The sequence below is a fragment of the Pelagihabitans pacificus genome, assembly GCF_009371985.2.
GTDB classification, from domain to species: domain Bacteria; phylum Bacteroidota; class Bacteroidia; order Flavobacteriales; family Flavobacteriaceae; genus Pelagihabitans; species Pelagihabitans pacificus.
This window is the reverse complement of record NZ_VIKU02000001.1, coordinates 1,393,053-1,406,322: the sequence shown is the minus strand read 5'-3', so window position 1 is coordinate 1,406,322 and position 13,270 is coordinate 1,393,053. Positions and strand designations below refer to the sequence as shown.

The 13,270-nt window shown below is 42.5% G+C and carries 14 protein-coding genes; 7 read left to right on the top strand and 7 right to left on the bottom strand.

Features of this window, described 5'->3' with window-relative positions; all coding sequences use genetic code 11:
- Window positions 1-63: 63 nt before the first annotated feature.
- From FK220_RS06205 to FK220_RS06190, 4 genes are all read right to left on the bottom strand, one after another.
- A complete protein-coding gene (locus tag FK220_RS06205) occupies window positions 64-1,053 on the bottom strand; it encodes an aspartate-semialdehyde dehydrogenase (protein ID WP_152573665.1) in 990 nt (329 codons plus the stop codon).
- Between the two features lie 205 nt (window positions 1,054-1,258).
- The gene (gene mscL / locus FK220_RS06200) at window positions 1,259-1,660 is read right to left on the bottom strand and encodes a large conductance mechanosensitive channel protein MscL (RefSeq protein WP_152573385.1); all 402 of its coding nucleotides are present in this window, start codon (window positions 1,658-1,660) and stop codon (window positions 1,259-1,261) included.
- A gap of 76 nt (window positions 1,661-1,736) precedes the next feature.
- Window positions 1,737-2,846: an alanine racemase gene (gene alr / locus FK220_RS06195; protein WP_152573384.1), complete on the bottom strand. Its 1,110-nt coding sequence runs from the start codon at window positions 2,844-2,846 to the stop codon at window positions 1,737-1,739.
- Entirely contained in the window at window positions 2,839-3,483 is a 645-nt protein-coding gene (locus FK220_RS06190) for a thymidine kinase (protein WP_152573383.1), read from the bottom strand. The genes alr and FK220_RS06190 overlap by 8 nt, the downstream gene beginning before the upstream one ends.
- A 194-nt stretch (window positions 3,484-3,677) precedes the next feature.
- On the opposite strand from FK220_RS06190, the gene FK220_RS06185 reads away from it, so the two are divergent.
- The 3 genes from FK220_RS06185 to FK220_RS06175 all read left to right on the top strand — a co-directional run bounded on the left by FK220_RS06185 (window position 3,678) and on the right by FK220_RS06175 (window position 6,362).
- Entirely contained in the window at window positions 3,678-4,364 is a 687-nt protein-coding gene (locus FK220_RS06185) for a hypothetical protein (protein ID WP_152573382.1), read from the top strand.
- A gap of 161 nt (window positions 4,365-4,525) precedes the next feature.
- Window positions 4,526-5,197, top strand: coding sequence for a 16S rRNA (cytidine(1402)-2'-O)-methyltransferase (gene rsmI, locus FK220_RS06180; RefSeq protein ID WP_152573381.1), 672 nt, complete (start codon window positions 4,526-4,528; stop codon window positions 5,195-5,197).
- Between the two features lie 37 nt (window positions 5,198-5,234).
- Window positions 5,235-6,362, top strand: coding sequence for a DUF819 family protein (locus FK220_RS06175; RefSeq protein WP_152573380.1), 1,128 nt, complete (start codon window positions 5,235-5,237; stop codon window positions 6,360-6,362).
- Between the two features lie 51 nt (window positions 6,363-6,413).
- Here FK220_RS06175 and FK220_RS06170 read toward each other — a convergent pair whose 3' ends face one another.
- Together FK220_RS06170 and FK220_RS06165 are read right to left on the bottom strand one after the other, a co-directional pair.
- Window positions 6,414-6,998 carry a Crp/Fnr family transcriptional regulator gene (locus FK220_RS06170; RefSeq protein WP_152573379.1) on the bottom strand — a complete coding sequence of 195 codons (585 nt, stop codon included), beginning with the start codon at window positions 6,996-6,998 and terminating at the stop codon, window positions 6,414-6,416.
- Between the two features lie 56 nt (window positions 6,999-7,054).
- Complete coding sequence (locus FK220_RS06165) at window positions 7,055-7,633, bottom strand: DinB family protein (protein WP_152573378.1); 579 nt, start codon at window positions 7,631-7,633, stop codon at window positions 7,055-7,057.
- A 123-nt stretch (window positions 7,634-7,756) separates the two neighbouring features.
- Here FK220_RS06165 and FK220_RS06160 point away from each other — a divergent pair, with 123 nt between their 5' ends.
- Entirely contained in the window at window positions 7,757-9,682 is a 1,926-nt protein-coding gene (locus tag FK220_RS06160; protein ID WP_152573377.1) for an AAA family ATPase, read from the top strand.
- Between the two features lie 70 nt (window positions 9,683-9,752).
- Here the strand turns inward: FK220_RS06160 and FK220_RS06155 are convergent, their stop codons facing one another.
- Window positions 9,753-10,355, bottom strand: coding sequence for a carboxymuconolactone decarboxylase family protein (locus FK220_RS06155; protein ID WP_152573376.1), 603 nt, complete (start codon window positions 10,353-10,355; stop codon window positions 9,753-9,755).
- 48 nt (window positions 10,356-10,403) lie between these two features.
- On the opposite strand from FK220_RS06155, the gene FK220_RS06150 reads away from it, so the two are divergent.
- From FK220_RS06150 to recJ, 3 genes are all read left to right on the top strand, one after another.
- The gene (locus FK220_RS06150; protein ID WP_152573375.1) at window positions 10,404-10,829 is read left to right on the top strand and encodes an OsmC family protein; all 426 of its coding nucleotides are present in this window, start codon (window positions 10,404-10,406) and stop codon (window positions 10,827-10,829) included.
- Window positions 10,830-10,877: 48 nt separating this feature from the next.
- Entirely contained in the window at window positions 10,878-11,228 is a 351-nt protein-coding gene (locus tag FK220_RS06145) for a four helix bundle protein (RefSeq protein WP_152573374.1), read from the top strand.
- A gap of 91 nt (window positions 11,229-11,319) precedes the next feature.
- Entirely contained in the window at window positions 11,320-13,011 is a 1,692-nt protein-coding gene (gene recJ, locus FK220_RS06140) for a single-stranded-DNA-specific exonuclease RecJ (protein ID WP_152573373.1), read from the top strand.
- Window positions 13,012-13,270: the final 259 nt, after the last annotated feature.

The following is a 13,270-nucleotide window of genomic DNA, read 5'->3' as shown; positions in this document are numbered from 1 at the left end:
GCACAAAAAAACCTTCCTTTCCTTTGAAAATAGAAGGTTTTAACATCATTTTATAAGTAAAAATTATACCAAGCTGTTTTTTAAAAGGTATTCGGCAATCTGTACGGCATTGGTGGCCGCTCCCTTTCTCAAGTTATCCGATACGATCCACATATTAAGGGTATTTCGCTGCGTTTCGTCCCTACGGATACGCCCGACAAAAACCTCATCCTTGTCATGGGCATAAATGGGCATGGGATAGGTGTTCGTATCCGGATTGTCCTGTACGGTAACACCGGCTGAATCATTTAAGAGGCGACGTACATCGCTTAGCGTAAAATCATTCTCAAATTCCACGTTGACCGATTCGGAATGTCCGCCTGCGGTAGGAATCCGAACTGCTGTCGCCGATACCGAAAAAGTGCGATCATCCAAAATTTTCTGTGGTTCCCTTGCCAATTTCATTTCCTCCTTGGTGTAGCCGTTTTCCATGAATACATCACAGTGGGGCAGCGCATTTCTACTAATAGGATAAGGGTAGGCCATTTCGCCTTCAATACCCGCAATCTCATTCTCCAATTGGCGCACTGCCTTGACACCGGTCCCAGATACGGACTGATACGTAGATACAATAACCCGCTTCATTTTATATTTTTTATGTAAAGGGGCCAGAGCCATGACAAGTTGTATCGTGGAGCAATTAGGGTTAGCGATAATTTTGTCACTTGCGGTCAGCTCTTGGGCATTGATTTCAGGAACGATCAATTTTTTGGTCTGGTCCATTCGCCAAGCCGAGGAATTATCGATGACGGTGGTCCCCACTTCTGCAAATTTCGGCGCCCACACCATCGAGGTATCTCCCCCTGCGGAGAAGAGGGCGATTTGAGGCCGTGCCGCGACGGCATCGGCCAATCCGATTATGACATGTTCTTTTCCTTCATATTCCATGGTTTTGCCCACAGAACGTTCCGAGGCGACCAATACCAGTTCCGTAATGGGAAAATTACGTTCGGCCAATACTTTGAGCATTACTTCCCCAACCATTCCGGTGGCACCGACTACGGCTACTTTCATCATTTTTAAATTTAGAGGACAAATGTAGGCCAATACGGAAGAGTGGACAAACAAAGAAATACGAAAAACAAAAAATACAACAATATGTTACATTTAAAACAAGTAAAAAAACCAGAAAAAAGAACCCCCACCAACTGGCAGGGGTTTGGATATGGTAGTGTAGCGGTCATCCTGATAGTTCCACTACAAAGGAATAACGGATGAATTACTTTTTGAGGGCATCCCGGATTTCCATGAGCAGTTCCTCTTGAGTCGGTCCTGCTGGTGTTGCCTCTGGCTCTGGCTCCGATTTTTTCATTTTATTTACTCCCTTAACGATCATGAACATTACGAATGCCACGATAATGAAATCGATCAAATCAGTCAAGAAATCCCCGTAAAGAACAGCAATTTCACCTACTTTTTCACCTGCGTCGTTCATAGTACCTTCTTGTATGATATATTTTAAATCCCTAAAGTCAGCGTTGAAAATTAAACCTATCAGCGGGGAAACGATTCCTGCTGTGAACGTGGACACCAGTTTGTTAAAGGCGGCACCCATTACGAAACCCACGGCAATGTCTACCAGGTTTCCTTTCATGGCAAATTCCTTGAATTCTTTTAGCATATTAGTGTTTTTTAGTGGTTAATACGAGCGCAATGTAGCGAAAAAAAAGATTCATAACAAAATGTTAAGAACGAATTTAATCGCCAATAAACAAGCGATTTACCCGTTGCGAGATGCCCGTGAGAAGTTCGTACGAAATGGTATCGGCGGTCGCCGCAAAACGATCGGCGTTAGGGTTTTTCCCAAAAACGATGACCTCATCGCCCTCTTTACAATCGATCCCCGTTATGTCGATCATCAACATGTCCATACACACGTTGCCTATGATAAACGCTTTTTGTCCATTCACCTCCACATAGGTTTTTCCATGACCGTACTGCCTTCCGATACCGTCGGCATGCCCTAATGGCAAAGTGGCCGTGGTTCGATAGCCGTTTGAAAAAAAGGCCCGGTTATATCCCACACTTTCTCCCGGCTCTATTCGATGTATTTGCGAAATAATCGTTTTTAAAGTGGCCACCGGCTTCAGTTCGGCATCGATTTGGGCCTCGTTGCCAAAACCGTATAGCCCAATACCGCTTCGTACCATATCGTACTGTGCTTCGGGGTAATTGATGATTCCGGACGTATTTAAAAGATGGCGAAAAGGGCGGTATCCTAATTTATGATCGATTTGAGTGGTTATTTTATCAAAGGTCTCGATTTGCTTTTGTGTAAAATCGACTTCGTTCAAATCTTCCGAAGCGGCCAAATGGGAAAAAACAGAATGTATTCGCAACTCGGTTCCCCCACTTATTTCTTCGGTGATATGGCTCACGTCGTTTTCCCAAAAGCCCAAACGGTTTAGTCCTGTATTGAATTTGATGTGAACGGGATAGTCTTTTTGGCGATGTTTCTTCGCAGTCTTTAAAAAAGCCCTTAAAATTCTGGGAGAGTAGATACTGGGCTCCAGGCAATGTTCAATCAATTGGTCAAAGTTGACAGCTTGGGGATGTAGCACCAGAATAGGCTTCGTAACCCCTGCATTGCGCAGGGCAACCCCTTCTTTGACATAAGCCACGGCTAAATAATCGATTCCTAGGTCTTGTAATTTGAGGGCGATTCGTTTGGAATCGCTTCCATAAGCAAATGCTTTTACGACCCCTAAGAACTTTGTCTCAGGACCTAATTTGGAGCGTAGATACCGATAGTTGTGCTCCAAGGCCCTCAAGTCGATTTCCAAGATAGTTTCCCGAGCCTTACCCATTGGAACTTTTTGGGTTTGCGGTGATTTCCTCGGCTTCGACATTCATTTGGCTCACTTTCTCCTTTAGCATTGCTTTGTAAAAAGCAGCCCTGCTAAGGGGTTCGTATACTTCTGTCTCCCCCAGTAATACCAATTTGTCGTTATCGGATTTCCGAAAGCTATAATTGGCGAGGTTGCCGGTTCTGGTGCAGATGGCATGCACTTTGGTAACATATTCGGCCGTGGCCATAAGGGCGGGCATGGGTCCGAAAGGATTGCCCTTGAAATCCATATCCAAGCCGGCCACGACGACACGCACGCCTTTGTTGGCCAAATCGTTGCAAACGGTTACGATTTCGTCATCGAAAAACTGCGCCTCATCAATGCCCACTACATCACAACCATCTGCTAAAAGCCGTATGTTGGCCGCAGCTGGGACCGGGGTAGAGCGTATTTCGTTGGCATCGTGCGAGACTACCATGTCATCATGGTAACGGGTATCAACCATCGGTTTGAAGATTTCTACTTTTTGTTTCGCAAATTGGGCTCGTTTTAATCTGCGTATCAGTTCCTCCGTTTTGCCAGAGAACATCGAGCCGCAGATTACCTCTATCCAGCCGAATTGTTCTTTGTGGTTAACAGTATTTTCGAGAAACATTTTGTAATTTTAGACGAAAATAGGCGGTTTTTTCGTTCTATTGTTAAGAATGATAAAATTACATAAAAAGGCACACCTTTTGCCTCGGGCTGAAATAAAAACTGGATGAAAAAAGGGCCTTTATAAATTTTTGTATGGTGCAATGGTTTGAACAACGCGTTGCACCGGAATTTCAAAGAACTAAAATTTCCAAGATGAAAAGAAAACTGAAGGAAGAACTTCGGAAATTATCCACCGACATTATTACGGCAAGGAATCTCAATGAGATCTCCGATTTGTACGAAGCCGCGAAAACACTTTATGAAAAATTGGCCGTTTTAAAATTCATAGAAGAAAAGCTACACGATATCGAGATTGATGTTTCCAAAAATGTAATCGCAGAAAAGTTCGAAAAAATGGCGAACGCAGTACTCAGTGCCAACACGTCGGTACCTGAGAGCAATCCGCATCAAGAAGACATCATTATTCCGGGAATGGACACCATTAAGGATATGGTATCCGAGATGCCAAGTAATGCCCCGGTAGATGAAGTATTGGCGGAATTTTTGGCCAAGCCCGACTATTTGAAGAACGATAAGGAGCTTTTTATGCCCCAAAAGAAACAAGAAGCTGAACCGGCCCCGCCCAAGTCATTGAACGACAAGTTGAGCAAAAAGGAGATCAAAATTGATTTGAACAACCGTCTCGCTTTCGTAAAACACCTTTTCAATGGCAGTACCGAGGATTATAATCGAGTGCTTTCCCAATTGAAAACAATCAATTCGTTGGACCGATCCGTATCGTTTATTAATAACATGGTGAAACCCGATTATAATGATTGGGTAGGGAAAGAGGAATACGAGGAACGGTTCATGGCGATTATCGAGCGTAAGTTTGCTTAACGGCACTTGAATAAATTGAAAACCCGGCCCTATATGTCGGGTTTTTTGGTTTCAGGAGAAGGGGTCTGAAAACTGCTTGATTTTAAGCGATCGCCTTACGTCTTGTTTCCTTAGTCTTACATCTAAGGCAAAGATGGTTATTTTTGAGGAAATTTGAATTCATGGGTAAATTATACTTGGTTCCCACCCCAATCGGCAATTTGGAAGATATGACTCTTCGGGCCATTCGGATTTTAAAGGAGGTCGATGTCATTTTGGCGGAGGATACCCGAACCAGTGGCAAGCTCTTGAAACACTTCAATATTTCAACCCCGATGCAAGCCCATCACATGCACAATGAGCACAAAATGATCGATGGCTTGGTAAAGCGTTTGAAGGAAGGGGAAACAATGGCCCTTATATCGGATGCGGGAACTCCCGCCATTTCGGACCCCGGATTTTTATTGACACGGGCCTGCGTAGACAATGGCATAGCGGTTGATTGCCTTCCTGGAGCGACGGCTTTTGTACCTGCCTTGGTCAATAGCGGTCTGCCCAACGACAAGTTTGTGTTCGAAGGATTTCTACCCGTTAAAAAGGGACGTCAGACCCGATTGAAGTTTTTGGCCGAGGAAACACGTACCATCATTATGTATGAATCCCCTCATAAACTCTTGAAGACCCTTGCCCAACTGGTAGCGTATTTTGGGCCCGACCGGCCTATGTCCGTTTCCCGGGAACTGACCAAAATGTATGAGGAAACGGTACGCGGTACCGTGAAAGAGGTACTGGAGCACTTTGCCCATAAACCTCCAAAAGGGGAGTTGGTTCTTGTAGTTGCAGGAAAAAAATAAATACTGGCCCTGTTCCTAAAAGAGTTAATTTGCGCCAATGTTTACCCCTTGGTTCATTGTTTCATTTACCGTAATCACGGTCTTTTTCCTTGACCGTTGGGAAAACCGATATGTACAATCCCTTTTTGATTGGGTACCGGCTATTTTGTTGGCTTATGTAATTCCAGCAGTGATTTCTTTCTTGATCGATGTTGATTTTTCCCAGGACGCTATTCACGATTTTAGCAAGGACTATTTTATTCCGCTGGCTATTATAGCCGTTATGAGCAGCCTCTCATTGGGGCAACTAAAAGCCATTGGTTGGAAACCGGTGGCCCTTTTTGCGATGGGTTCCTTATTTATTGCGCTTTTTCCCGTAGTATTGGTTTGGGGTCTGGTGGGAACCGACTGGGTATCCCAAAACCTGATACAGGATAGTTATTGGAAGGGTATTCCACCCGTAGTGGGCAGTTGGATTGGCGGTAGTACCAGTCAATTGGTATTAAAGGAATTGGTCGAGTGCCCCGAAAATATCTTTCTCTCCGTACTGGTGATGGATAATATTCTAGTAAACATCTGGACAATAGGAATGTTTCAAACCATCAAAAAGAGTTCGTGGTTGAACCGATTATTGCGTATTTCCGATACCGCCATGCCTGAAGAACTTCGTTCAGATTTGACGAACTCCCTGTCTTCCTGGATTTGTGGGGCGACCCTTTTGGGAATAGTTTTTTTGTGTAATCTTTTGGTTCCCTCCTTTGTAGGGAGGGTGGTAATTCTTTCGATGATAGGGTTGGTGCTTAGCAACTTTATTCCAAAATGGAACTTTGGCTTTACCCTCAAATTCGGAGGTATTCTGATTATCCTGGTAATGGCAGTGCTTGGGCTCAAGCTCCGATTCAATACCGTAGGTTTTGATACGACATTTCTGGTCTTTTTGATTATTTGGTTACTAGGCCACTTTCTGTTCATGATATTGATTGCCAAACTTCTGAATGTGAACATGGCTTGGGTGCCCATTGCGAGTATGGCAAACGTCGGAGGAATCGCAACCGCCCCGGCCGTTACAGCGGCTTATGAAAAGAAATGGATGCCCCATGCCATCGTACTGGCAATTCTTAGCATGGCAACAGGAACTTTTTGGGGAATGTTGACCATTTACCTACTTGAAAACATACTCATTTAGCCCCTGTATAGCAAATCCTAAAACGATTTGCCTAGGGATGCCGATTCTTTGCTAATAACTAGTCGAAGACCGCAAACGACTAAAGGTCTCCGGTTTCATGTTCAAATAGGAAGCCAGGTATTTCTGGGGAATCACCTTTAATTCCTCCGGACACCGTTGCATGAAGGCAATGTACCGTTGCTCTGCGGAAAGGGTCAACAATTCGACCTCCCGAAACAGACGCCCAAAAAGGACTTCCCTAAAAAATAGATGCCCCCATCGATGAAAATCGGGAAATAGCCCAAAAAGTGATTCATAATCCGGTAAGGTTATTGCCAGTAGTTTGGAAGGTTTCAATGCTTCCAAAAAAGTCGACGAGGGGCTTCGGGCAATAAAGGAATCGAATACCCCGGAAGGACTTCCCGAATAGGAAAAGCCCAAAACCACTTTTTCACCTCTTTGATTTAAGACATATAAGGCCTGCACCCCTTCCAACACAAAGTAAAAATAACGCTCGGTATGGCCAGCCTCTGTAATCAGCTCCGAGCGTTCGAACGCTCTCATTGTCCACAACTTCCTAAAATGATCGGCCTGTTCCGAATCGATTTGAACATCCGAAAAAAAACCTAGCAATCGTTGAAGTTCCGTCTCGCTCATCGGCACAGATTTGATTAAAAGTACGGGTATTTTGCCAAATCTGCCTCACCTTATCTTTAAGATATCATTTCCTTTGTTTCGTTGATTTGTACCAGATGCCGTTCGGCATGGCAAAGCAAGAATTCAAAGCATTCCGGAAGGTAAAACCTGACAATCGGACCGATCGCCGAGGTGATTTTAACCTTTGAAAGATCCTTATTTCTACCAGTGAGAATGGCTTGTCTTAAGTGGCCGTAATGCGTTTGAAAAGTATCAAAAATAGAACTGATCTGTTCCTGGTTCCTATTTTCAGGGGACAGTAAGGGTTCAAATTTTTTCAGGGTCTTCATTTTCCACTTGCGAACATTTCCTTTGGGGCGTTGCCCATTAATGACAAAGCGTTGCCATGCACGTGCTTTAAAGGGCTCGGTTTCGGACTGCTTATTGGGGCACTTTGCCAAAGCACCATTTATTTTTTCTTCATAAAGACCGTAGGCTATATTCAAATGCGCAATGATCTCGATGATGCTCCATGCTTTCGGTTTGGGGGGTACGGTCAATAGGGAGAGGGGTAACGACTTTAAACGCGCTATTTCGTTAGTGATCTGATTCAAACGCTGTATTTGATTTTCTGGACTGATGAATAAACCGGCCATGTCATGGTAGTTGAATGATGATGGAACAAATTTCCGGTATTTAGCGCTAAACGATATTGATGTGGGTCAAGAAAGTAGGCGTGCTCTATTTTAAATCTCATAGTTTTAAATTAAATTTCCTACATGTATTTAAAATTTGCGTTCAATGATAGTTCATTTCCAAAAGAGTTTGGAGACGACTACTCAAATTGTGTTTACTATTTAAATAAAAAAAAAGTAGCCTCAATTTCATCAAATGAGACGATAGATTTTTTGGGTAGGTTTCAAGCCATTAATTTTCTTGTTGGGTCTAACAATTCAGGGAAGAGTAGATTTCTAAGGGGTTTATTAAAAACAAACGCAAGTTTCATCCAAGTTTTAAAAAGTGAGAAAAGTATAGAGGAAAAAATTCAGAAAATAAACCAGTGGTATGAAAATCGATTTGAAAACTACAGAACTTTTAATAATTCTCTGGCTTCTGAAATACTACAACTGTATCAAGACATCGACTTTTCCAAAATTAGTTATAGTACACTAATTGCAAATTCAGCGAAATATATTGAATTGATTGAGCCGTTCATCACTTTAAAAGAAAGAGATAAAAATGAACTAGAGAAATTGGAAAACCGTCAAGCAAAAAGGAGATCCTCCCTATCTGAAAGAATAGCGCTACTGGAAATTGTAGCGGAAATAAAAGAGGATATTGTTTATGCCGTGGAAAACAAACCAAATGATAGAATCTATATTCCAATTTTAAGAAGTATTAAAAAGAGTTCAGCACTTGACAAGGAAACGTTTCAAAAAACAGTTGAGGATTTATATGACCTTAAAAATATTGATGTATTCAGTGGTTTAGATTTTTTTGATAGAATCTTAAGTATTAGAACTAGTAGAAAAAATATACGAAAGGGATTTGACCAGTTCGAGAAATTCCTATCTCGATATTTCTTCAATAAAAAACCGGTTGAAATAATCTCCAGTTTAAGTGAAGGGAATATCATTTTCTATATAGATGGGGAAGAACGAAAAACTCATGAAATAGGAGATGGAATTCAGTCAATCGTATTATTACTTTTCCCCATCTTTATGGCTGACAAGGGTTCATGGATATTCATTGAAGAGCCAGAGACACATTTACATCCAGGTTTACAGCGAATTTTTATTCAAACTTTATTAAATGATGATTTTCTAGTAAGAAAAAAATTGAAATACTACATCACGACCCATTCGAACCACTTTTTAGATTTATCCTTAGACCATAAGGAAATCGGAATCTTCCAGTTCGAAAAGGAGAGAATGGAAAAGTTCAATATTAAAGCAAATATAAAACCAGACAAAGAAGTTTTGGACTTGTTAGGAGTGAACACTTCTTCCGTTTTTTTAGCAAACACTTCAATATGGGTCGAAGGTCCTACTGATAGAAAATACCTTTCAAAATTTTTGAAATTATATTGTGAACATCTCGAGACTTTGCTAAAGGAAGATATTGATTATGCTTTTTTTGAGTATGGAGGAAATCTAATCGCTCATTATTTATTCGAAAATGACTTTGAGGGTAATGACGAGGAAGTCCGTGATAAGATTAATTCATTTGCTTTAGCCAATAAAATTTATCTTTTCGCGGACTCAGATAATGCTGATAGAAGAACGTTAAAAGGAAAAAGAAGAAGTGAACTTGAAAAGTTATCCAACAACCGTAAAAATTTCAAATATCAAAGTACTGAAGTAAAGGAAATTGAGAACTTACTACAAACAGACATTGTTAAGAATTTCATGCCACAACTGGTAAAAGAAGTACATATAGATGAGCTAGAAAGAGTTGATTTTGAGAAATCAGATTATGATAAAATAGGGATTGGGGATTTCTACAGAGCGAAACTTTTGGAATATAATATTCCTATTCAAAATCATAGGTCCTTCAAAGCAGATTCAGGTTCTTTAAAAAATGACTATAAAATAAAACTCTGTGACTTTTTTATTAACTCGAATCTTACGTATGAAGACATTATATCTGATAACCCTACTTTAGAAAAGATTATTAAAAATCTTTATGAGTTCATAATAAGATAATATCTAATAAAGAAGCCAAATTCTTATCAATTGCTGATTTATCTTTTGTCTCATATCTCTATTCTAAAATCTAATATCTAGAACCATCATGCTTTCCTTTCTTCCAGCCATGTTTCCCGAGGTATTGGTCGGCACTTTCTACGGCCCCATTTTCAATAGAGGTTCCCATAGAATCGTTCCAGCGATTGAGGTAGCCGAAGAGCGAAATCACGCCCAACATCTCTACGATTTCACCCTCGTCCCAATATTGGTAAAGACGTTCCTTGATTTCAGCATCGACCTGATTTGGTACTTGGGAGGCTTGAAGCGAAAAGTCCAAAGCCGCACGCTCCGCTTCTGAAAATGCAGGATGGGTACGGTATTCCCAGATGTTGTCCAGTTGGTCCTGTGCCGCCCCATACCGTTCCGCAGCGCGAATGGCGTGGGCTTGGCAATAGCGGCAACCGGTTGAATTACTGCTGACCCAGGCGATCATGCGTTTAAGGGCCGAAGTCACCCGACCTTCGTTAGACATCACCGCTTTGTTCAGGTTGATAAAGGCCTTTGAGATAGCAGGGCGATGTTGCATGGTTAAAATGGAATTGGGACAAAACCCCAAGGTTTCATTGAAGAACTCCGCTAATTTTTTGGTCTCCGGGTCGTGGTCGGGATCGAGGGGTGGAACAAGTGCCATAGGTTTCTAATTTATCGTATTTTTAACCTTCACAAGAAACAAAAATTTATGGGTACCACAAATCATATCAGTACGAAATGGCTAGGTAAAATGGCTTTTGAAAGCAACAATCCGTCGGGGCTCAACCTCAGGATCGATGCAGGTCCCGATGATGGGGGTGAAGGTTCGGGTCTTCGTCCCAAGGCATTGATGCTTTCTTCACTGGCGGGTTGCTCTGGACTGGACGTGGCTTCCCTTATCAAAAAGATGAAACTGGAAGTCGATGATTTCCACATAGAGACCATTGCCAACCTCACCGACGAACACCCGAAATACTATGATGGAGTGACCATTGAGTACCACTTTTATGGCGATAATCTAAGAGAGGACAAATTGCGGAAAGCCGTGGACCTATCCATTGAGAAATACTGCGGGGTCATGGAAATGTTTCGACGGTTTGCAGCCTTGGAAGTGAAAGTGTTGTTTCATCGGTAAAGAGCAAGTTCAAGTATCAAGTGCAATACCAATTACTAAGGATAGTACATGTCTGGAAAAAAATTTGATTTGGAAAATCGTTTGGTAGACTTCGCCGCCAATATCGTTATGTTCTGCAAAGACTTACCCAGGGATATTACCGGGGAGTATTATGGAAATCAGCTCTTGAGGTCAGGCGGAAGTGCCGCACTAAACTTTGGCGAAGCACAGGGAACCAATAGCGACAGAGATTATATAAACAAAGCAGGCTTAAGTTTAAAAGAATTGAAAGAGTCTAGGGTAAACTTGAAAATATTGACCAAAGTACATTACGGAAACCCCAATAAAATACAGGAACTATTGGACGAGGTCGAACAACTGATCAAAATAATGGCTACCATAATTAAAAATAAGCAGTAATCCGCAAAACTCTTTGAGGACAGTATATATTGTATTTATTTGAACTTGCACTTGCACTTGCACTTGATACTTGAATTTGAACTTTTAGTAAATGCGCTGGACCATCAAACCAAAACCCGAACAGCATGAAATCGACCGACTAGCGGCGGAGCTGAAGGTAGAACCGTTAGTGGCACAGTTATTACTGCAACGGGGCATCTCGACCTATGGGGAGGCCAAAGCCTTCTTCCGTCCCCAGTTATCGGAATTGCACGACCCTTTTTTGATGAAAGATATGGATGCGGCGGTGGGCCGAATCGAAAAAGCCATTGATAATGAAGAGAACATCCTGGTGTTCGGGGATTATGACGTGGATGGTACTACCTCCGTCGCATTGCTATCTTCCTACCTATCAACGTACTACCCAAATGTGGCAACCTATATCCCAGACAGATATACCGAAGGGTATGGAATTTCCTATCAGGGTATCGATTTTGCCGAAGACAATGGGTTTTCGCTCATAATCGCTTTGGATTGTGGGGTAAAAGCGATTGATAAAATCGCTTACGCAAAGGAAAAAGGCATCGATTTCATTATTTGTGACCACCACCGACCCGGAGAGACGTTGCCTGAAGCCGTAGCGGTCCTAGACCCTAAAAGGGACGATTGTAGCTATCCGTATAAGGAGCTCTGTGGTTGCGGGGTGGGTTTTAAGTTGGTACAGGCGTTGGGATCCCGTCGGGGACAGACCACGAATGATTTGATGTCTTATCTGGATCTGGTAGCGACGGCCATCGGAGCCGATATCGTACCGATAACCGGGGAGAATCGAATTTTGGCCTATTACGGACTGCGGGTAATGAATACCGATCCCCGAACAGGGTTCAAGGCAATTATCGACCAAATTAAAAAAGACGAACTCACCATCACCGACGTAGTATTCATTATAGCCCCTAGAATCAATGCCGCGGGGCGTATGGAACACGGACGACATGCGGTAAACCTTCTTATGGAAACCGATTACGAACAAGCGGTGGCATTCGCCAAAAGTATTGAACAATTCAATACCGATCGTCGGACCCTGGATCAGGAGATTACGGAGGAGGCCTTGATACAGATTCGGGAAAACGGAGAAGAAAATCGCTTCACTTCGGTCGTCTATAAAGACCATTGGCATAAAGGCGTCATCGGAATCGTAGCCTCTCGCTTGACCGAGACGTATTACCGCCCTACCTTGGTTTTTACCAAAAGTGGGGAGAAACTGGCCGCTTCTGCCCGCTCGGTCTCCGGTTTTGATGTCTACAACGCACTGATGGATTGCTCGGATTGTATCGAACAGTTTGGGGGGCATAAATATGCTGCTGGGCTCACCTTGTTGGAAGAGCAGTTTGAGGCCTTTAAATCCCAATTCGAAAAAGTAGTCTCCGAAACCATCGATCCCACCTTGTTGATTCCAGAAATCAAGGTAGACGCAGTGATTGACTTCAAGGATTTGAGACCTAGGCTGATGCGGATCATCAAACAATTTGCCCCCTTCGGTCCCGGGAACATGACCCCTGTTTTTATGGCTGAAAACTTGATGGATACGGGGTACGCCAAAGGGGTAGGCGAAGACGAAAAACACCTGAAGGTTTCGGTGAAACAGAACGGTATAGGCCCCATTGGCGGAATCGGCTTTAATCTGGGCGATAAATTAGGGGTAGTTTCGAACAAAAAGCGGTTCAGTGCTGTTTTTTGCTTGGATGAAAATGAATGGCAGGGCCAGATAAGCCTTCAACTAAAGCTCAAGGATGTACGGAGCTAATATTTCAAATACCTTTTACAGACCGATCGGTCGGTAGTTCTAAAAATGTGTTTGAGGGATGCCGTTTCAGGTTAGTTCAACCTTAATAACGATATTTTAATCCGGGTTGGTCTCACATATTACCCTTTTATAGGCGTTAGGTGTCCGACCGAATGGTCGGTTTTTGATTAATGGCTTCTTGGGATAACAAATCGATTTCGTAAGCCGATTTTGTGGTTCATTACCCGAGAATACTAAATTTACCAACGATTTCTTCCAC